Below are 19,250 nucleotides of genomic sequence, written 5' to 3'. Positions count from 1 at the left end.
ACCGCAAGCCGCGGGTTCCGCGACGATAGGCATATCAGCGGAACCCGCTTGGGGGGGCGAAGGCCGCCACCGATCACTCGGTGGCGGCCTTCGTGCTTGGTGCCCTACGGGGTCTTGAGCGCCCCGGGGTCCTGCAGCCGCGGGTGCGCGGTGCCCTTTTCGATCCAGGCGCGTACGGTCGCATTGAAGAGGATCGGGTCCTCGATGTTCCATTGGTGGTGCATGCCGGCCGCGGTGCGGAACCGGGCCTGCGGCAGAGCGCGGGCCAAGGCCGGGAAGGACTTGGCCACCAGCTTGGGCTCCTTGCCGCCGGCAATCACGAGCACCGGTCCCTTGTAGTCCCCGAGCTTGGCCGGGACCCCTCCGGGGTCGACCTCGTCCATGATCGCGCGCATGTTGTCGGCCCGCAGGTGCGTTCCGTGCTCGGTGAACAGGTCCTTCTCGTCGGCGACCATGCCGTAGGCGCCGGCCTGGAAGCGCCAGTACCATTCGCTGCCGAAGAGGCGCAGCTGCATCCGGCTCATGGTGCGCATCGAGGCCGAGACCCCGGCGGCCGGGACCCCGGAGATCAGCAGGGAATCAACCAGCTCCGGATGCCGGGCCAGCACGCGCAGTGCCACGACGCCGCCCAAGGACAGGCCCACCAGGTGGGCGCCGCCGTTGGAGACCTCATCGGCAATGACCGCGGCCACGTCGTCGGCGGCGCTGTCCAGTCCCGCCCAGTCCTCCTGTGAGCGGGCACCGAACCCGGGAAGGTGCGGGGTGAGCACCTCGTAGTCGCCAAAGGCCCGCACCTGCGGGTCCCAGGTCCAGTTAGCCACGTTTCCGCCGTGCAGGAACACGATGGTCTGGGCCGGCTTGCCGTCGCGACGGGCACGCGTGGGCGCATGGAATTCCGGGTAGCCTCCCGGATCGCGCGGCCCTGCGGGCTTGGCCGACACGGGGGTGGCCGACGGTGCCGCCGGATCCTGCTGCTCGGTGCGGGTGTGCGGGACGGCCGGACGGGGTTGCCGTGGAGCCTTGGCCGGGCGTGCGGTCTTTTCCCTGGTTGGAACCTGCGGCCGGTGCTCCGGGGGTTTCGGGCCCGCCGAGCCGCCGGCCGGAACCGCGGACGCTTCGGCTGCGGGCTTCGCCTCGTCCTTCGCGGTGTCCTTGGCTTGCCCGGGTTCGGGGCGGGGCCGGTGTTCCTGGGGCGCTCGCTTCGGGGTTGCCGGCCGGGCCGGCTTGTCGGCCTTGGACGCCGATTTTTCCCCGCGTTCCTGGGCGTGCTCCGTGTTCTCCTCGGACAGCGAGCGGTCCACGAATTCCTCGTCGGCTCCCGCGTCGCCGCCGGCGGTGTCCTCGTGCTGGCTCATGGCAGGTACTCCGTCACGGCATCCAGCCATTCAAGCTCGGCGGCCGCATGCCGGATTCCGTTGTCGAGGGTTGCGGCCATCAGGAAGCTGCGTCGGTCCGCTGCTGCTCGCATGTCAATGTCCTCACGCTGGGAGAGGTAGTCGTCCAGCACTTCCTGCGTGGCCTCGCGCCGGGCGCGGATCAGGTCAAGCACCGACTCGCGGTCGAGCTCGGCGGCAAAAAACACGCGGGCCAGGAACGGCTCGCGGGGCGTGTGCGCGGTGACCTCGCCGCCCAGCCATTCCACCAGGGCCGCCCGCCCGGCGTCGGTGATGTGGTGTTCCTGGCGGTCCGGGTAGTTTCGCTGGGCAACGGTGGTGACGGTGGCGTGCCCGTCCCTCACCAATTGGGCCAAGGTGCGGTAGATCTGCGCCTTGTCGGCATTCCAAAAGTGATTGATGGACGAGTCGAAGTGCTTCTTCAGTTCATACCCGGTCATGGGCGCCAAACTCAAGAGCCCGAGGATCAAACGCGCAAGAATCATGCTTTCATCCTGACACATCCCCTAGGGGATTGTTCCAGCAGCCACGCATTTTCCTGTCGAAACCGTGCCCGACCACTGGCGATGAGGCCGCCACCGGGATCTGGAAGGGGAAACGGAAGGGCCCCGCCGGCCATCCCCCCAACCATCCCGTGACCGGGTGGCGGGTGATGGCAGCGGGGCCCTTCACGAAGGTTGCTGCGCCGGGAAGCCTATGCCCCCAAGCGCTCCTTCAGGCCTTCAAGCTCGGCACGCAGCGACGCGGGAAGCGCCTCGCCGAACTTGGCGTACCACTCCTGGATGCTGGCCAGCTCGGTGGCCCATTCGTCCTTGTCCACGACCACGGCGGCCTCGACGTCGGCCGGGGTCATGTCCAGGCCGGTCAGGTCGATCGAGTCGCCGGTCGGGACGAAGCCGATCGGGGTCTCCACGGCGTCGGCCTTGCCCTCGATGCGATCGATGGCCCACTTCAGCACGCGCGAGTTGTCCCCGAACCCGGGCCAGGCGAATCCGCCATCGGCATCGCGGCGGAACCAGTTGACCAGGAAGATCTTGGGCAGTCGCGCCGGGTTGGCCTTGGACTCGATGGAATCCCAGTGCTTCAGGTAGTCGCCGGCGTTGTAGCCGATGAATGGAAGCATGGCCATCGGGTCGCGGCGGACCACGCCCACGGCACCTGCGGCAGCGGCAGTGGTCTCCGAGGACAGGGTCGAACCCATGAAGATGCCATGGGCCCAGCTGCGGGCCTGGGTGACCAACGGGATGGTGGTCTTGCGGCGGCCGCCGAAGAGGATCGCGTGGATCTCCACGCCGTCCGGGCTGTAGTACTCCTGCGAGAGCATATCGACCTGGTCGATCGGGGTGCAGAAGCGGGAGTTCGGGTGTGCCGCGACGCGACCGGACTCAGGGGTCCAGTCGTTGCCCAACCAGTCGGTCAGGCGCGCCGGGACCTCGTCCGTCATGCCTTCCCACCACACCCCGCCTTCGTCGGTGAGAGCAACGTTGGTGAAGATCGAGTTGCCCTTGGTGATGGCGTTCATGGCGTTGGGGTTGTTTGACCAACCGGTGCCCGGTGCCACGCCGAACAGGCCGTATTCCGGGTTGACGCCGCGAAGCTCGCCATCCTTGCCGATGCGCATCCAGTTGATGTCATCGCCCAGGGTCTCGGCCTTCCATCCCTCGATGGTCGGATCCAGCAGGGCCAGGTTGGTCTTGCCGCAGGCAGACGGGAAGGCCCCGGCAATGTTGTAGCTCTTGCCTTCGGGGTTGGTCAGCTTGAGGATGAGCATGTGCTCGGCAAGCCAGCCCTCGTCGCGGGCCATCACCGAAGCGATGCGCAGCGCGTAGCACTTCTTGCCCAGCAGGGCGTTTCCGCCGTAGCCCGAGCCGTAGGACCAGATGGAGCGCTCTTCCGGGAAGTGCACGATCCACTTCTCTTCGTTGCACGGCCAGGCCACATCCTGCTGGCCGGGAGCCAGCGGGGCGCCAACCGAGTGCAGCGCGGGGACGAAGAATGCGTCCTCTGCCTCGATCTGGCGCAGGACCTTGTCGCCGATGAGCGCCATGATGCGCATGGAGGCGACAACGTAGGCCGAGTCGGTGATCTCCACGCCGTATTGCGGCTGCTCGGCATCGAGCGGTCCCATGACGAACGGAATGACATACATGGTGCGGCCGCGCATGGCGCCGTCGAAGATGCCGGTAAGCATGGACTTCATCTTGACCGGGTTTTCCCAGTTGTTGGTGAAGCCAGCATCCTTCTCGTCTTCCGAGCAGATGAAGGTGCGCTCCTCGACGCGTGCAACATCCTTGGGGTCGGAGAACGCTGCGAAGGAGTTCGGGAACGAAGGATCCGTGAGGCGCTTCAGCGTGCCGGTTTCAACCAGCTCGGCGGTCAGGCGATCGTTTTCCTCCTGCGTGCCGTCTACCCAATAGACACGGTCAGGCTTCGTCAGTTCCGCGATTTCCTGCACCCAAGCGGCTAGCTTTGCGTGCGTGGTCGGTGCTGCGTCGATGACCTTCTGGTCCGAGCTCTCGCTCATGTCCATTCCCTCCATTGGGCTGAATTTGCAATAGTTCGATGCTATGGGGCGAATCCCGCGGGCCCCTGTGACTCAGATCGCCAAAAATCCCCGTATTTGATTTAGCTTCAGCGAAAAGCGCGGCTTTCCGGGCTCCGCCCTTTCCCCATCAAACCACAAAAGTGACGAAGGACACGTAGACCGGTATACTTCACGCAACGCGACGGGGCACCCACCCACCCGCTGGTGCCCCGGATTTTGCGCCGACGGCAATCGTATGTATAGTTATTCGAGGTCGAACCGCAAGGTTGGTACCAAAAATAGAATATGCGCCCATAGCTCAGCTGGATAGAGCGTCTGTCTACGGAACAGAAGGTCAGGGGTTCGAATCCCTTTGGGCGCACCAACAGGAAAGGCCACGAGAAATCGTGGCCTTTCTGCTTTCTCCCCCCCTATCGGCGGGCATACCAGTGGGCTCCAAGTGCACCGCTGATGACATCCAGGGCGAGCAGGGCCAAGGCAACGAATCCCACGGTCGCCCACGCCTGCAGCCCTCCGGTCAGCAGACAGGCCAGCGTAGGCAACAGCATGGCCAGCCCGAACAAGACGGCAACGCGGCCAACCCTGCGCCCAAGCCGCAATCCGATCACCGCATTGCACAGGTAAAAGCCGGAAACACCCACGGCGAGCAACGTCCGGGCGCCGCCGGACAACGGAATCACCGGATGGGCCACTGCGCTGCCGACGGCCGCTGCGATGAGCGTGAGCGAGGCAACGGCAATGAACGGAAAGTACATGACGACATCGCGCATTGCCGAATAGGAACCGGCCCGCCTGGCCGCATCCAGTCCGGACGCCGTCCGGGGAACTCCCCCGCGAAAGAACGCGCGGGCCAACAGGGCACAGGCAAGGAAACCGCAAAGCGCCGCGGCCGCACCACCGATGGTCGGATGCCGCGCCAGGCCGGTCACGCCCAGATAGACGGCCTCGCCGATCACGATGACAACAAACAGCCCGATGCGCTCAAGCAAATGCGAAATGGAGACTTGCTCGTACACCTCGAAGGCGAATCCGCGGCGAAACACCAACAAGATCATTTCTGCGCCAACCGCCGCCACCCACAGCAGATAGCGGTAGGGCGTCTCCACCGTTATCGACCCCATCCACAGTGCGGCAGTGGCGAGGTTGTACCCAAGCGGGCGCCACAGCGGAACCGCCACGAGCCTTGCCCCATACGGGATGAGCCAGATGAGCAGCAGCACCAGCCGGATCCACGCAGCCCCGGAGGCATACAGCCACCCATATTCCTCGATTCCGCTGGCCATGGCTATCGCCATGGCCGCGGGGCCGGGCATGGCCGCCACCACGAACACGCCCATGGACGGATATCGGCTTCCGTAGAGGTTGTTGGAGATCATCAGGTTGACCCAGGCCCACCACAAGGGGAAGAACAGCAGCACGAACTCGATCACCACCCACAGGCCGGGACCTTCCTCGAGGGCCTGGGCGGAGATGGCAATGACTGCAACAAAGACCAGGTCGAAGAAGAGTTCATACCAGTCAACGGGCCTCTCATCCCGATCCGGCCGTTCGTGTGCGGGGCTGCCCGGCAAGGCGGGATCGGCAGTGGACATCGGATCCGTTCCCCCTTCCGCACCAGCGCAGCCGGCGTTGACGGTTCCCATTATGGGCGCGCCACCGAACCCGCGCTAGGTTTGGGCCGCGGCGATGGCGACTGGGAGACAGGACGGAAGACCAATCCCCGCAACCGGGCGTGAGTTCGCGCACGATTCACTTTCCTGGATCGACCAGCCAGCCAAAGGTATGTATAGTTGTTCGAGGTCAAGCCGTGAGGCGGGGCAACAACAAAATATGCGCCCATAGCTCAGCTGGATAGAGCGTCTGTCTACGGAACAGAAGGTCAGGGGTTCGAATCCCTTTGGGCGCACACATCGCACAAGAGCCGCAATCGAAAGATTGCGGCTCTTGTCGTTTCCCCGCAGGTTCCCGCCCGGCTAGCGTTTGCCGCCGCCCAAGGACGCCACGGCTTCCTCGACGGCAGCCAGCACGAGAGGATCTCCCAGCGTGCGGAAATGCCCGGCCACCGGAAGTCGCACGTTCGTTGCCCCGGCGAGCGCACTTCCGCCCGGGATATGCGGATCGAATTGGGCAAAGATGGAAACGATCCGGTCGTTGACGTCTTCCTGTGCCTGCAGCGACAGCAGGACCGCATCCCGGGGAGAAAATTGGCGCAATGTGCGGGAGAACAGGTATCGGGCATAAACGGATCCGCCAAACGGGGTGCCAATGGCGACAAGTCCCCTGATCCGGGCGGTCTCCCCCGCGGAGGATCCCTGCGACTGCTGCAGCAGCTCATCGAGCATCGCATGCTTGCCGATCAGCCCGCCCTTGCTGTGCGCCAGCAAGATGCATTGCTCAATCCCGTGGACCTCAAACAGCTCCCGTAGGCGCCGCCGCACCAGTTGCGCGGATTCGGGAACCGCGCGCCTGTTGGCCCCCAGTTCCGGGACCGCATACACGCGGTACCCGGCCCCGTTCAGGCGCAGTGCCGCAGGTTCCAGGAACCCCCAGGTCTCATAGACGCCGGGCAGCAATACGATGGCGGGGAGCCTCGGGTCTCCGTCGCTGAACGATTCCGGGCCCAGGCGACGGATCACGGACCGCAGCTGCCGCCATCCGGCGTATGCATAGTCCAGCGCCCACCACCAGGGGCGCACCAGTGGACCGGACCCATCCCCGCTTCCACGGCGCCGGACGGACTCCATGCGTCAGGCTGTCACTTGCGCGGCGATGCAGGTGGGGCTTTCCAGCGCCAGGGAGCTGAGACGCCGGCTGGGCAACCCGTCCGCGGAGTCCAGCCCGATGGCCTCGATGGTGTTCGAGAGCTGGTTGGCCACCAACAGGGAGTTGCCGACGTGCACGTGGTGCCGGGGCCACTCCCCCGCGCACGGGGCACTGCCCAGGAAGACCGGACACCCGGCGTTCAGGCCCAGCACCGCCATCACCCGGGCACCCCGGACCCCGATGTAGAGCCTGTTGGTGGGCAGGTCCAACGAGATCTCCGCCGGGAAATGCTCGCCGGCCCGGATCGACTCGCCCAGGGCGCTCCGGGAGACTTCCCGGTAGTCCCCGGCGGCATCGGCGCCCAGCGCGATGACCTGGGCGCTGTGTTCGGTGACCACATAGATGAGTCCCGAGGGATGCTCCACCAGGTGGCGCGGACCGTCCCCCTTGCGCAACGCGACCTGCTGGCGCAATTGCAGCTCCCCGTCGACCAGGTCCCAGATCCGCACCGAATCGTGGCCCAGGTCGGTGGTGATGACCCGGCCCGAGCGCAGCACCGTGCTTTGGTGCGACCGCGAGGCGCGCCTTTCGTGCCCGGGCACGGCAAAGGGGTCGACCGAGGCCGGGGCCGGGGCCGGTCCCGCCAGGGACCCGTCGGGGTTGATCGGGTAGGCCAGCACCTTCCCGTCCCCGTAGCAGCTGGCAACCAGTGTCCCTGCGGCAGCGGCAACGGCCAGGTGGCACACCAGGTCCCCGGCCGGCACGGGCCTGCCCAGGGGTTCGAGCCGATCCCTGCCGATGATGTTGTAGGCAGCGACCTCTCCGCGGTGTTCGAGCGCCGCATAAAGCACCGGCAGCTTCGGGTGGGTTGCCAGCCACGAGGGCGAATCGGCGGCGTGGGCCAGGCCCAGGTCGTTCAGCACGCCGTTGCGGATCCCGATGGCCCGGATGCCCAGGCTTGTTCCGCCGCCGTCGGGCGAATAGCCTCCGACCCAAAACCTCTTGTCCATACCTCCAATCCTCCCCCGCCGCCCCGCCCATGTGGTGGCCGGCGATGAAATGTTGCCCGATCGTGTCGTTGGTCCCGGTTGGCGCCACGCGCCGAGGGGACGAATCCGACATCCACGCTATTTGTACTGATCGGTCAGTTCGGTTTACGCTTTAGCTGTGCTCATCGCCGATAACCTGGCCATTGCCGGACGCCACCTGCCCCTACTGAACCCCACAAGCCTCGCCGTTGCGCGCGGCGAACTCCTGCTGGTGGCGGCCGAACCCCAGCCCACCCGCACCGCGCTGGCCCTGGGGCTCAGCGCACGCATGCGACCCGGCGAGGGCACCGTGGGCTGGTCCGGGACCACCGCCCTGCGTTCGGTGCGGCGCATCAGCGCGCTGGTCGACTCCCCGGAAATCAACGAACCCGAGGCGCACCTGAAGGTCCGTGACCTCGTGGCCGAGGACCTGGCACTGCAGCCCGGACCGATCTGGCGGCGCAGCGGCATCGACACCTGGATGAAGAAGCACGGCATGGATTCGCTGGCCAACCAATGGCTGGACGCCATTGACCCGCTCGAGCGACTCACGCTGCTCACCCACCTGGCCCTCGAGGACCGCTCCATCGAGCTGCTGGTCTTCGACTCCCCCGACCGCCACGGCATCCCCGAGGACGATTGGACCCGCTACCTTCATTCCGTGGCCACCTCCCGTCGTGCACCGGCAGTGGTCGCCGTGGTCCAACGCATTCCTGAAAAATGGGAAGGCTCCAGGGCGCACGCGGGCCAGGTGCAGGAGAAACTGGAGTTGGCCCAGGAACAGCCATGCGCACACGCGACCGAATCCGGGCCGCGCTCCGCAACGGCGGCTGCGCCCGTCGAGGTCGCAGGGAACGCCTTGGCCCCGGCCTTGTCCCTCACCGCGGAAACCCCGTTTCCCGAGGCTTCGCCTTCACCGCATGAGCCCGAAATCGAGCCCGCGGAAGAACCCGATTCGCGGGAGCCCGACGAGCCCGCAACCGAGGTCGTTTCGGCCGAACCCACCTTGTCCTTGAGAGCACCGAAGGAAAATTCATGACCACGTTGCGCCTCGCCCTGTCCGAACTCAAGCGCATGACCTCCGGGGCCCTGCCGCGGATCGCGATCATCGCCATGTGCCTGGTTCCGCTGCTCTACGGAGCCCTGTACCTCTACGCGAACTGGGATCCCTACGCGCACCTGAACAACGTCAAGGCCGCCATCGTGAACCTCGATACGGGATCCTCCAAGGACGGCAAGGAACTGGCGGTCGGCGACGACGTCACCAAGGAATTGCTGCAGGACGGCACCTTCGGCTGGACGGTGGTTGCTTCCGAGGACGCGGCCAACGCGGGGGTTGCCTCCGGCGACTATGCATTCTCCATGACCATCCCGAAGGACTTCTCGGCGAACCTCGCCTCCCCGGGCGACTTCGAGAAGGCCAAGCAGGCCATCTTGAAGATCACCACCAACGACGCCAACAACTACATGGTCGGCACCTTCGCCGACAAGCTCGCCGGGCAGGTCCACAACACCGTGGCCAAGGAGGTCGGCACGCAGACCGCGGACGCCCTGCTGTCCGGTTTCTCCGAAATCCACACGTCCATGGCCAAGGCCGCCGATGGCGCCGGGGACCTGCACACCGGAACCGTCAAGCTCTCCGACGGGGTCACCACGCTGGCCGACGGCGTGGGGAGCCTGCAGGACGGGGCCGCCAAGCTCAACACCGGCGCCGACAAGCTCGCCGACGGCGCCGACACCCTGCACGACGGCACCGGTTCCCTGGTGGACGGGCAGAAGAAACTGGTTTCCGGCGCCGACAAGCTCGCCGACGGCGCCGACACCCTGGCCGCGGGCACCTCCGGGCTGAACACGGGGCTGGGCGAACTGAAGTCCAAGACCTCCTCGCTTCCGGCCAAGACGGCGCAGCTCGATGGCGGGGCGCAAGAAGCCGCCGACGCCTCCAAGAAGCTTTCCTCCGGTGCAGCCCAGGTCGCTGCCGGCAACAAGGCCCTTGATGACAAGGTCACGCAGGCGGCCGACACGCTCACGGCCTTGGAGAAGGATGCCGAGAGCCGCATTGATTCGGCCACCGACACGTTGGATGCCCGGCTGGACACCTTGGTGAAGGACGGGATCCTCACCCGGGACCAGGCACAGCAGCTCCGCAGCGACGTCAAGGACGCCGCCGCCTCCAGTGGAGTGGCCAACCAGGTAGCCGACACCAGGAAGCAGCTAACCACCGCCCGATCGCAGATCTCCGCGCTCGCCGACGGGTCGGCCCAGGTCGCCGCGGGCGCCAAGGAACTCTCCGGCGGGCTGAGGACCCTCGCAGACGGAACCCACCAGCTGGCCGGGGCCATGCCCGCACTCAAGACGGGCATCTGGGATGCCGCTGCCGGCGCGTCCAAGCTCAACGGCGGCGCCCACACCCTGGCCACCGGTGCGGGCACCCTGGCCGACGGGCAGCACGACGCACTGGCCGGGGCCGGGAAGCTCGATTCCGGCGCCGGATCGCTGGCCGAGGGTGCCGACACCCTGCACGCGGGCACGTCCTCGTTGGTTTCCGGGGTCGGCGAGCTGCGCGACGGCGTGGGCGAGCTGGGCGACGGCGCCACCGAATTGCGTGACGGCTCCGGGGAACTGTCCACCAAGCTGGCGGACGGCACCGACGAGGTGCCCAACCCGGATGCCGCGGCCCGCGAACAGGTCTCCTCGGTCATCGGGGACCCGGTGGACATTGCCCGCACCGACCAGGCCAAGGCCGGGGTGTACGGCGAGGGACTGGCCCCGTTCTTCATGACCCTGGCCATCTGGATCGGTGCCTTCATCCTGGTGCAGATCATGCGCCCCATCACCAAGCGCGCGCTGGCCTCCAACGCCGCGAACTGGAAGATCGCCGTCGGCGGCTGGCTGCCGTTCCTGGGCATCTCGATGCTCCAGGGCACCATCCTCTACGCCGTGGTGCTCTACGGGCTGGGCCTGGACACCGCCCACCCGTGGATGACCTGGGGGCTGTTCCTGCTGGCCTCCATGGCGTTCACCGCGATCATCCAGGGCATCTGTGCGCTGGCCGGGACCCCGGGAAAGATGGTGGTGCTGGTGCTGATGGTGCTGCAGCTGGTCTCCTCCGGCGGCACCTTCCCCTGGGAAACCACCCCCGAGGCGCTGCACGTGGCGCACCGCTGGCTGCCCATGGGACACGTGGTCACGGGCCTGCGCCACCTGATGTACGGGGCCGACCTTTCGGTGCTCGGACCCATCGTGGCGGGCCTCATCGGCTACACCGTGCTGGGCCTGGTGGCCAGCACCGTGGCGGTACGATTGCACAAGACCTGGTCCCTGAAAACCCTGCATCCGGAGCTGAGCGCATGAGTGAACCCAGCGCCCCGCGCACCCGCGTGCGGGCCACCGATTCGAAGCACCGCCTGTTCACCGCCTCCATGGAGCTGATCGGTGCGCGCGGGCACCACGAGGTGAGCGTCGATGAGATCGCCAAGGCCGCCGGGGTCTCCAAGGGCACGGTCTACTACAATTTCGGTTCCAAGTCCGAGCTGATCGGCGAGCTGCTGAACTACGGGGCCGCGATCCTCTTTGAGCGCTTCGAGCGGGCCGCCGAGGTCCCCGACGCCGCCGACGGCTTGCGGCTGATGATCGCCGACGCCCTGGAATTCATTGCCGAATACCCGTCGTTTGCGCAGCTGTGGATCTCCGAGCAATGGCAGGCCGACAGCGACTGGGCCACCGCGCTGGCCACGCTGCGCCACGAGGTGATCGCCTTGGTGCGCAATGCCCTGGCCCGGATGGCCGCGGACGGCGCGCCGGCCCGCCTCGCACCGGCGGCGGACCTGGACACCCTGGCCACAGCGATCTTCGGTGCGGCACTGATCCTGGGACGGGACCGGTTGGTGTTCCACCCCGAACGCAGCGTCGAAAGCTGCGTGGAGGCGGTCATGGCCTTCACCGCGCCGCTGCGCTGAGCCCCCAAGCGGTTTCCCTTCAGGCCACCGGCCCGTCCAGGTCCCATTCCCGGTAGCCGGAGCACCATGCGGCATCGGAGCCGACGATCACCACGCCGCGGTAGGACTGCAGCATGGCCTCCAGCTCGCGCCGGGCCGCGGCGTCGAGGTGGGAGTCGATCTCGTTGAGCAGCAGCAGGCCCGGGGAGCCGAGCATCGCGCGGGCGACCATGAGCCCGGCGCGTTGGGCGGCATCCAGCGGCATCCCGCCACGGCGCAAAAGCGTGTTTTCCCCCTGTTCCAGCGAAGCTGCGTCAAGCCCCAGCCGCGCAGCCAGCGCCAGCGCCTTGCCCGGATCGGCGGCGGGGCGGCGGTAGCGCAGGGCCCGCAGGACGGTTCCGCGTTCGGGCACCATCGAGGCGAAGGCCGCGCCAATGAGCCGGCGGCGCTTCTTCTCCCCCACGGCCGCGGGCACCACCCCTGCCACCACGTAGCCGGCACCCCGTCCTGCAGCGTCTTCCCCCAGGTCCCCGAGGATCGGGCCTCCGGCGGTGCGGGCCGTGGCCAGTATGCCGAACAGTTCCCCGCGGGCTCGGGCGTCAGCACCAACCACCCGGATCCGGTCCCCGGGTTTGGCGTCCAGCTCCGGGACGGGCCTGCCGTAGAGTTCCACCCCGCGCAGCCACACCCCGGAGATGCGCGAGGCCTGGATCTCGGCGGCGGCCCGAGTCGCTCCCGGGCGCAGCCGGGGGTCGGCCGACAGCGTGCCTTCTTCTGCCAGCAGCGGGGCAATGATCCGGGAAGCAGCCCGGTGGTTCTGCCGGTACTCCACGATGCGCCCCCATTCGCCCACCGGGGCAGCGCACAGCCCCAGCAGCGTCAGGGCCGTGGCGATGTGCCCGGGGCCCAGTGCCGCGGTCCGCGAGACCAGCACCACCACGGCGGTGGCCAGCAGCGGCATGCCCAGCGAACAGGCGCGCAGCACCGCGGCCAGCCGGGCCCGTGCCACCGCGGCGTCCACGACCTTTTTGCCGCTGGCTTCGACCCGCGAAAGTTCCCGGGCCACCCCGCCGGCGGCGACCACGGCCGAGGAGGCGGCCACGGTGTCGGCAATGCGCGCGGCCAGGTTCCCGCGGTGCCGGCGCAGGGTCCTGGCCCGCTCGTAGGCGGGGCGGGCCAGGAGCAGCAGCATGCCGGTCAGCACCAGCACCGGAGCCCCCAGGGCCAGGGCCAGGGCCGGGTGGAGAGCAAAGAGCCCGGCCATGGAGATGAGTACCAGCGGGATGCCCGCCAGCAGCGGGGCGATGCCCTGGGCGACCCAATTGCGCACCGAGGAGAGGTCGTTGCTGGCCCGCGCCACGGTGATGCCCACCGAGGGCACCTTGGGGGCCAGCAGGGAGTGGGAGATCAGCGACAGGCGCAGCTGCGCCACGTAGTGCTGCCCCAGCTTTTCGGCCAGCACGCGTTCCAAGTAGCGGCCAGCGCCCAGCAGCAGGATCAGCGCCCCGATGCCCACGGCCAGCGGCAGCACCGCTGCCCCGGTCACCAGCGCGCCGACCAGCAGCGCAATGGCCACCCCGAGGCCTCCGCAGCCGGTGGCCAGGGCCAGCAGCGCAAGGAACAGCCCGCGGCGCTTGCCGGTGACCAGCTTCGGCAGGCGCGGGGCCGGTCCCCGGTCCGCGGGGGTCGGCACGATGCCCAGCGGCGCCATGGCCGGGGCCCGGCGGTCCTGCATCAGCGCGTCGAGGCCGCTCACAGCGATTCGGCGCGCACCGGGACCAGGGCGGTGGCGACCGCGGGGTTGCACAGGGAGTAGGTGTCGATGACGGGCACCTCGAGCCGGGCCGCGGCCTCGGCAGTGGCCAGCGGGGAGGCCGTGAGCAGGCCGGAGACAGCGGCTACCGGCACCCCGGCATCCTGCAGCACGTCCAGTCCTGCGCGGGCACCGAGGGCGTCCTGGGCGGAGAACACCACGGTGTCCACGCATGCGGCGAAGAGCGGGTCACGCAGCAGCCGGGAGGTCTCGCCCTGGTACAGGCCGTCGGCGATCTCGATGACGACCACGTCCGCGCCGGAAGCGGCCTGCTCGTCGATCATCGCGGCCAGCAGGTCACGGACCTGCTCGTAGGCGAGCTTGAAGGTGGTGGGATAGCCGAAGTCGGTGAAGTCGCAGACCGGGAACGCGCCGGCGTCGATGAACAGGTTCGGGTCGTTGCCGGCCCCGGTTCCGGTGGCCTTGCCCGCCGCCACGTGCAGCCCGGCGTTGGCCAGCCCGTTGACCAGGCAGCCCAGGGTGGTGGACTTGCCCGAGTTCATCGAGGTGCCCAGCACCGCAATGACCGGCGGGCGCGGGGCGCCCACGGCGCGGACCACCGCCAGCGACGGGGTGCCGACCTGCAGCGGGGCGAAGTCGCGCAGGTTCACCACGCCGTCCTTGGTGGCCAACAGGCCGACCGGTTCGATCGCGGTGGCCGCGTCGATCGAGGCGTGCATTTCGGTGACGTATCCGGCCAGGCCGCCGCCGGCCACCAGATGGCACGGCTCCAGGGTCTCCGGAACGTGGGCCAGGAACTGGTCCGGGGCGTAGCGGTTGCCGTAGGCGACCATGATCTCCTGGCCGACGAACATCAGCTGGCGCCGGGAGACCGGGGATTCGAGGCGGGTATGCTTGCCGATTTCGGCGACGCGGGCGATGACCACGTCCCCGGGCTGCGGGTGCACATCCGCACCGGCGATCAGGTGGAAGTCCCCGGGTCGCTTGGAGAACTCGGTGGCCACGAAGCGGGTCGTGTAGGCGGCCCGGATCTCCAGCGCCCGCCGGGCCCCGAGCTGCAGGTGGCGTAATTGGCCTTCGGTGGCCGGGGCTGCGTCGATGGTGCGGGTTTCAAGGCTGGGGCTGATGCTCATGGGGACAATCCTTTTCAAGGCCGGGAATCAGGTGCCGCACTGCCGCGGCCGCAAGCCTTGGGTGCTTGCGTTGCTCCTAGTCAAAGGCCCCAAAGTTAGCAAAGGATGAACAGTCCATGAGGGCGTTCTCATAATCGGTCCATCCGCTCTCATGTTCGCGGTGGAACGGTGCGGAAACCCGGGGTTTGGACCCTCCCCAAACTCTCATCGAACTACTTGTGGTACCTGTGCGGTGCCTCAGCGCGGGACCACGAAATCGGTGACACGCATGTCGCGTCCGTCGATTTCCGCCCACGACTTCTCGGTCTGCAGCACGGTGAGTCCCAGCGTCGGGTAGTTCATCGCCAGCTCGTAGACCGCTTCCTCGTCCGAGTCCGCCGAAGCGAGGCGCATGGCCAGTTCCTGCAGCACAGGCTGGTGCCCGATGACCATCAGCGTGGTGACGGTGTCGGGTGTCTCGTTGATGATGGCGCACAACCTGGTGCTCGAGGCGCCGTAGATGCGCGAGTCCATGTAGGGAGTGGGGGCCTTTTCGCCGAGCTCGCTGATGACCCACGCGCAGGTGGCACGGGTCCGCTGGGCATCGGAGAGCACGATGTAGTCGGGGACCACGTCGTGCTCGCGCAGCCAGGCACCGGCGGCAGGCGCCTCGCGGTTGCCGCGGGCGGCCAGCGGCCGGTCGTGGTCGGACACACCCAGCGGGTAGTCGCTCTTGGCATGGCGCAGCAACACGAGTCGCTTCAGATGATGTTCGCTCATGCCTCCAAGCCTAAGGCTCGCGGGGGCCTCCGGTCACCCGCGGGCTTAAGCGCCTGCGGGGCCCGCATCCGTGGATGCGGGCCCCGCAGCGCGTGAAGGCAAAACTAGATGGTGTATTCCGGGGCGGCCCAGACGACGACCTCGGGGTGCTCGTAGAAGCGGTAGCCCTGGCCGCGCACGGTGCGCACGGTGTTGGCCAGGCGGCCAAGCTTCGAGCGCAGGCGACGGATGTGCACGTCGATGGTGCGCTCGTTCGGGACCTCTTCGGCGTTGCGCCACAGATTGGTGAGCAGCTCGTCGCGGCCCACGGTGCGGGTGCCGTTCTCCACCAGGTAGTTCAGCAGCTCGAATTCCTTGAACGTGAGGTTCAGGGTCTCGCCGTCAAGGTGCACCTCGCGGCGGGACAGGTCGATCAGCACACCGGAGGGGCGCGGTGCCGTGGGGCGGGCATCGACGCGCGGGCGGCGGTTGACCGTGGGGTCCCCCAGTGCCTGGCGCACGACGTCGATGTTTTCGCCCTGGGCGCTGGCCGGGGCCAGTGCGACGGCGGCATGGGTCTGTGCTTCGGGGGAAAGCGTGGCCAGGAAGGCACGGACCTGGGTTGCCAGCTTGCCCAGCGAGGTTCCCTGGGCCTGGGCCACCGACTCGTCAAGACCTACATAAAGCACGAAACCGCGTGCGGTGGTGTCACCTGCCACCGGCTGCGGGCCGGAGATTCCGCTGGGAGCCACAATGGGGGTCGGAGCAGTCATCGGTCGAGTCTCGTGGGCCGCCGGGACCGCATGGAGCTGGCGATAGCCGGCAGGGGTGTAGCCGCCTGGAGCAGTGTTGCGCTGCGCTGCCGCGGCGCGGGACTGGGCGTTGCGGATTGAGACATGGACGTATCCGGACGTTACCGACATGCTTCTTTACCTCTAACTCGTGTGAATGCCACGGAATGGCGCGAATGCCTAGGTGCTCCGCTTGCCTCGCCGGTGCGAGGGGCGGGAGCGATGCGAGTGTCACTGAGCGTCGAAAGGGTTCCGACGCTCAGCTGGGCATTCGACAATGACACTGGCGATGAGTCATCGCCACGCCTTCAAAAAGGCTCCGAGGTGTCATTGCTGCGCTATTCACAAACACTAGTTTCCTCGTAATATAAGGAACCCGCAAGTAACAAACTTCGATAGTGTCCACCATGTGAGACATCAAGCGCTTAAAGTGACGATCATCACATTGCGCAGATGTGTGATGTGATGGCCGCGGGCAATGCGGTATGCCCTGTCATTTCGCATCGGGCAAGCAATCTGATCAATGGCCCCGATCCCCAGCGTCGATGCGACCAGACTTACACCCGAAGCGGGCTCCAAGCAACGACCCCGCCAAGCAGTGGCTCCACAGGGACCTGACCCACGGCGACCACAGGCCGTAGGCTGGATGCACCACGCCTCACAGGCCGTGCACAGCCGGGCCACAGGGCCGGCCTACACCACGGAGGGAAAGTTAGAAACATGCCAAGCTCCCGATTTTCTCCCACGCAACTGCCCCGACTGACCCACCCGGACGGCACCGCCATCAAGGTGCTGGTCGTCGACGACGAACCCTCGCTGGCCGAACTGGTCTCGATGGGCACCCGCATGCTGGGTTGGGAAGCCACCGTGGCGCATGACGGGCCCTCCGCGGTGGAAGCCGCCCGCAAGTCGACGCCCGACGTCCTGGTGCTCGACTGGATGCTGCCGGGCTTCGAGGGGCCGGAGGTCCTGCGCAAGGTCCGCACCTTCCTCCCCGAGGTCCCGGTGCTCTTCCTGACCGCCAAGGACGCCGTGGAGGACAGGATCGAGGGACTGGGCATCGGCGCCGACGACTACGTCGCCAAGCCCTTCAGCCTCGAAGAGGTGCTTCTGCGACTGCACAAGCTCGTGGAACGCTCCGGCGCCACCGCCGCCGACAGCGCCGAACTGGTGGTCGGCGACCTGGTGCTGAACTCCGACTCCCACGACGTCACCCGCGCCGGGGTTCCCATCAACCTCACCGCCACCGAGTTCGACCTGCTCTCCTACCTGATGGTCAACGCACGCCGAGTGGTCTCCAAGACCCAGATCCTGGACAACGTCTGGCACTACGATTTCGGCGGCCAGGCCAACATCGTCGAGCTCTACATTTCCTACCTGCGCAAGAAGATCGAGGCCGACGGCCCGGCCATGATCCACACCGTGCGCGGGGCCGGGTACATGCTCAAGCCCGCGTCATGAGCCAACCCGCACGCCCGTTGCTCCCCCACGACGCACCGGAACCGCGGCCGGCCGAAGCGGCCCGGCCCGATGCCGAGGACGCAGAGGCTGCCTCGACCCTCGGGGCGGCCTCGCCCGAACCAGCAGGGCCCGGGCAGGAGCCCCCACAGGTTCCGCTCAGCGCACGACTGAGGCAGCGCTTCGGCCGGCTCACCCTGCAACGCAAGCTGCTGCTGGCCCTCATCGGGTCACTCGCATTGATCTGCGCCGTCATCGGGCTGCTGCTGAATGCCGGCATGCGCCAGGCCATGGCGTCGCAGCTGCACGAGCAGCTGGACTTCGCTTCCGAGCGCGCAGCAACCTACTCCGCACAAAACGGACGCGACGCGTCATCCGGCCCGCTTTTCGCCCCCGGCCAGGCCTCGGGCACGCTCAACGCCCGGCTCGTCCCCGGCTACCTGATCTCCGGGGCCGTGCTCGACTCCAAGACCGGGGACCGCAAGGACATCACCGACGCGGACGTGTTGCCGTTGTCCTCCGTCAAGGTCGATGCCCCGCCCGTGGTCAAGCACCTGAGCATCGGCGACTACCTGCTCTCGGCCCAGAAGGACCCAGGATCCGGCGGCGTCCTGATCACCGGGCTGCCGCTGGCACCCAATGAGCGGACCCTGGCCGCGTTGGGCATCCTGACGCTGACCATTTCGCTGGCCGGGGTGATCGCCATCGGCCTGGTCGGCTCGATGCTCATCCGCCGCTCGCTGGCCCCGCTGCAGCGGGTCTCCGCCGTGGCCTCCTCGGTGGCCAACGCCGAACTCGAATCCGGCACCGCCGCGCTGGAGGCACGGGTGGCCCCCCGCGATTCGATCCCCGGCACCGAATCCGGGGAAGTGGGCAGGGCGTTGAACGCCCTGCTGGACAACGTGGGCTCGGCCTTCGCGGTGCGCGAGGCCTCGGAGGCGCAGATGCGCCAATTCGTTGCCGACGCGTCGCACGAGCTGCGCACCCCGCTCTCGGCCATCCGCGGCTACACCGAACTGATCAGCGCCACCGAGCATTTTTCCGACGACGGGCAACGCTCGCTGAACCGCGTGCTGGAACAGAGCACCCGGATGAGCTCCCTGGTGGAGAACCTGCTGCTGCTGGCCCGGCTCGACGAGAAGCACCACGTCAAAAAGGTCCCGGTGGACCTGGGGAAATTGGCGGCCGAAATCACCGAGGACTTTGCCATCACCGCCCCGTCCCACCACTGGATCCCCAAGGTCCCGGACACCCCGTTGACGGTCTCGGGCGACGCTTCCGCGCTGCGCCGGGTCATCACCAACCTGCTGGCCAACGCCCGCAAGCACACCTCCGAGGGCAACACCGTCACGGTCTCGGTCACCCGCGATGCGGCCACGCACCAGGCGGTGCTGCGGGTTGCTGACACCGGGGAAGGCATCGCACCGGATTTCCTGCCGCTGGTGTTCAAGCGTTTCACCCGCGCCGATGCGGCGCGCTCCGGCGCGGACGGCACCACCGGGCTGGGCCTGCCGATCGCCAAGGCCATCGTGGAGTCGCACGGAGGAACCATCGATGTCGCCTCGGCCCCGGGGAACACGGTCTTCGAGGTGCGCCTGCCGCTTCCGCTGGCGGTCCCGCCCAAGCCCTCGACCCCGCCGAAGCCTGCCTGAGCCCGGCCTCCCAACACAAACGCCGCCGCGGATCGG

General features: G+C 67.6%; 15 protein-coding genes and 2 tRNA genes. 7 read left to right on the top strand and 10 right to left on the bottom strand.

Annotated elements, in window-relative coordinates:
• Positions 1 to 104: 104 nt before the first annotated feature.
• The 3 genes from DQ353_RS13020 to DQ353_RS13010 all read right to left on the bottom strand — a co-directional run bounded on the left by DQ353_RS13020 (position 105) and on the right by DQ353_RS13010 (position 3,918).
• Positions 105 to 1,355: an alpha/beta fold hydrolase gene (locus DQ353_RS13020; protein ID WP_181578384.1), complete on the bottom strand. Its 1,251-nt coding sequence runs from the start codon at positions 1,353 to 1,355 to the stop codon at positions 105 to 107.
• Positions 1,352 to 1,879, bottom strand: coding sequence for a PadR family transcriptional regulator (locus tag DQ353_RS13015; protein ID WP_113763172.1), 528 nt, complete (start codon positions 1,877 to 1,879; stop codon positions 1,352 to 1,354). Before DQ353_RS13015 ends, DQ353_RS13020 begins: the two co-directional genes overlap by 4 nt.
• Positions 1,880 to 2,088: 209 nt before the next feature.
• A complete protein-coding gene (locus DQ353_RS13010) occupies positions 2,089 to 3,918 on the bottom strand; it encodes a phosphoenolpyruvate carboxykinase (GTP) (RefSeq protein WP_113763210.1) in 1,830 nt (609 codons plus the stop codon).
• A 308-nt stretch (positions 3,919 to 4,226) separates the two neighbouring features.
• Here DQ353_RS13010 and DQ353_RS13005 point away from each other — a divergent pair.
• Positions 4,227 to 4,303 (top strand) — tRNA-Arg (locus tag DQ353_RS13005).
• A 46-nt stretch (positions 4,304 to 4,349) separates the two neighbouring features.
• Here the strand turns inward: DQ353_RS13005 and DQ353_RS13000 are convergent.
• The gene (locus DQ353_RS13000; RefSeq protein WP_181578383.1) at positions 4,350 to 5,531 is read right to left on the bottom strand and encodes a low temperature requirement protein A; all 1,182 of its coding nucleotides are present in this window, start codon (positions 5,529 to 5,531) and stop codon (positions 4,350 to 4,352) included.
• Positions 5,532 to 5,771: 240 nt separating this feature from the next.
• On the opposite strand from DQ353_RS13000, the gene DQ353_RS12995 reads away from it, so the two are divergent.
• A tRNA-Arg gene (locus tag DQ353_RS12995) sits at positions 5,772 to 5,845 on the top strand.
• Between the two features lie 67 nt (positions 5,846 to 5,912).
• Here the strand turns inward: DQ353_RS12995 and DQ353_RS12990 are convergent.
• Positions 5,913 to 6,635, bottom strand: a complete 723-nt coding sequence (locus DQ353_RS12990; protein ID WP_286166806.1) for an esterase/lipase family protein — start codon at positions 6,633 to 6,635, stop codon at positions 5,913 to 5,915.
• Between the two features lie 51 nt (positions 6,636 to 6,686).
• On the bottom strand, positions 6,687 to 7,712 hold the full coding sequence (locus DQ353_RS12985) for a lactonase family protein (protein WP_113763169.1): 1,026 nt from the start codon (positions 7,710 to 7,712) through the stop codon (positions 6,687 to 6,689).
• A 157-nt stretch (positions 7,713 to 7,869) separates the two neighbouring features.
• On the opposite strand from DQ353_RS12985, the gene DQ353_RS12980 reads away from it, so the two are divergent.
• Genes DQ353_RS12980 through DQ353_RS12970 form a run of 3 tightly spaced genes read left to right on the top strand, consistent with a single transcriptional unit; the run spans position 7,870 to position 11,689 of the window.
• Positions 7,870 to 8,769 (top strand): ABC transporter ATP-binding protein, encoded by a 900-nt coding sequence (locus DQ353_RS12980; protein WP_113763168.1) that lies wholly within the window; start codon positions 7,870 to 7,872, stop codon positions 8,767 to 8,769.
• The gene (locus DQ353_RS12975) at positions 8,766 to 11,084 is read left to right on the top strand and encodes a YhgE/Pip domain-containing protein (RefSeq protein WP_113763167.1); all 2,319 of its coding nucleotides are present in this window, start codon (positions 8,766 to 8,768) and stop codon (positions 11,082 to 11,084) included. The genes DQ353_RS12980 and DQ353_RS12975 overlap by 4 nt, the downstream gene beginning before the upstream one ends.
• Entirely contained in the window at positions 11,081 to 11,689 is a 609-nt protein-coding gene (locus DQ353_RS12970) for a TetR/AcrR family transcriptional regulator (protein ID WP_113763166.1), read from the top strand. Before DQ353_RS12975 ends, DQ353_RS12970 begins: the two co-directional genes overlap by 4 nt.
• A 19-nt stretch (positions 11,690 to 11,708) precedes the next feature.
• On the opposite strand, the gene DQ353_RS12965 is transcribed toward DQ353_RS12970, so the two are convergent.
• The 4 genes from DQ353_RS12965 to DQ353_RS12950 all read right to left on the bottom strand — a co-directional run bounded on the left by DQ353_RS12965 (position 11,709) and on the right by DQ353_RS12950 (position 16,236).
• Positions 11,709 to 13,424: an ABC transporter transmembrane domain-containing protein gene (locus DQ353_RS12965; RefSeq protein ID WP_113763165.1), complete on the bottom strand. Its 1,716-nt coding sequence runs from the start codon at positions 13,422 to 13,424 to the stop codon at positions 11,709 to 11,711.
• Complete coding sequence (locus DQ353_RS12960) at positions 13,421 to 14,575, bottom strand: DUF1611 domain-containing protein (RefSeq protein WP_113763164.1); 1,155 nt, start codon at positions 14,573 to 14,575, stop codon at positions 13,421 to 13,423. The genes DQ353_RS12965 and DQ353_RS12960 overlap by 4 nt, the downstream gene beginning before the upstream one ends.
• A gap of 237 nt (positions 14,576 to 14,812) precedes the next feature.
• Positions 14,813 to 15,334 carry a SixA phosphatase family protein gene (locus tag DQ353_RS12955; RefSeq protein WP_113763163.1) on the bottom strand — a complete coding sequence of 174 codons (522 nt, stop codon included), beginning with the start codon at positions 15,332 to 15,334 and terminating at the stop codon, positions 14,813 to 14,815.
• A 104-nt stretch (positions 15,335 to 15,438) separates the two neighbouring features.
• The gene (locus tag DQ353_RS12950) at positions 15,439 to 16,236 is read right to left on the bottom strand and encodes a winged helix-turn-helix domain-containing protein (protein ID WP_113763162.1); all 798 of its coding nucleotides are present in this window, start codon (positions 16,234 to 16,236) and stop codon (positions 15,439 to 15,441) included.
• Between the two features lie 588 nt (positions 16,237 to 16,824).
• Between DQ353_RS12950 and DQ353_RS12945 the strand changes: the two genes are divergently transcribed.
• Both DQ353_RS12945 and DQ353_RS12940 read left to right on the top strand, forming a co-directional pair.
• Positions 16,825 to 17,565, top strand: coding sequence for a response regulator transcription factor (locus DQ353_RS12945; RefSeq protein WP_113763161.1), 741 nt, complete (start codon positions 16,825 to 16,827; stop codon positions 17,563 to 17,565).
• The gene (locus tag DQ353_RS12940; protein WP_113763160.1) at positions 17,562 to 19,214 is read left to right on the top strand and encodes a sensor histidine kinase; all 1,653 of its coding nucleotides are present in this window, start codon (positions 17,562 to 17,564) and stop codon (positions 19,212 to 19,214) included. Before DQ353_RS12945 ends, DQ353_RS12940 begins: the two co-directional genes overlap by 4 nt.
• Positions 19,215 to 19,250: the final 36 nt, after the last annotated feature.

The organism is Arthrobacter sp. AQ5-05 (assembly GCF_003287975.1).
In the GTDB taxonomy this organism is placed as follows: Bacteria; Actinomycetota; Actinomycetes; order Actinomycetales; family Micrococcaceae; genus Paeniglutamicibacter.
The sequence above is the reverse complement of the archived record's forward strand: the minus strand, read 5'-3'. Positions and strand labels throughout refer to the sequence as shown.

Coding starts and splice junctions, on each gene's coding strand:
- DQ353_RS12960 (WP_113763164.1), bottom strand. CDS start 14,575: ATGAGCATCAGCCCCAGCCTTGAAACCCGCACCATCGACGCAGCCCCG.
- DQ353_RS13015 (WP_113763172.1), bottom strand. CDS start 1,879: ATGATTCTTGCGCGTTTGATCCTCGGGCTCTTGAGTTTGGCGCCCATG.
- DQ353_RS12950 (WP_113763162.1), bottom strand. CDS start 16,236: ATGTCGGTAACGTCCGGATACGTCCATGTCTCAATCCGCAACGCCCAG.
- DQ353_RS13010 (WP_113763210.1), bottom strand. CDS start 3,918: ATGAGCGAGAGCTCGGACCAGAAGGTCATCGACGCAGCACCGACCACG.
- DQ353_RS12955 (WP_113763163.1), bottom strand. CDS start 15,334: ATGAGCGAACATCATCTGAAGCGACTCGTGTTGCTGCGCCATGCCAAG.
- DQ353_RS13020 (WP_181578384.1), bottom strand. CDS start 1,355: ATGAGCCAGCACGAGGACACCGCCGGCGGCGACGCGGGAGCCGACGAG.
- DQ353_RS13000 (WP_181578383.1), bottom strand. CDS start 5,531: ATGTCCACTGCCGATCCCGCCTTGCCGGGCAGCCCCGCACACGAACGG.
- DQ353_RS12970 (WP_113763166.1), top strand. CDS start 11,081: ATGAGTGAACCCAGCGCCCCGCGCACCCGCGTGCGGGCCACCGATTCG.
- DQ353_RS12985 (WP_113763169.1), bottom strand. CDS start 7,712: ATGGACAAGAGGTTTTGGGTCGGAGGCTATTCGCCCGACGGCGGCGGA.
- DQ353_RS12945 (WP_113763161.1), top strand. CDS start 16,825: ATGCCAAGCTCCCGATTTTCTCCCACGCAACTGCCCCGACTGACCCAC.
- DQ353_RS12975 (WP_113763167.1), top strand. CDS start 8,766: ATGACCACGTTGCGCCTCGCCCTGTCCGAACTCAAGCGCATGACCTCC.
- DQ353_RS12940 (WP_113763160.1), top strand. CDS start 17,562: ATGAGCCAACCCGCACGCCCGTTGCTCCCCCACGACGCACCGGAACCG.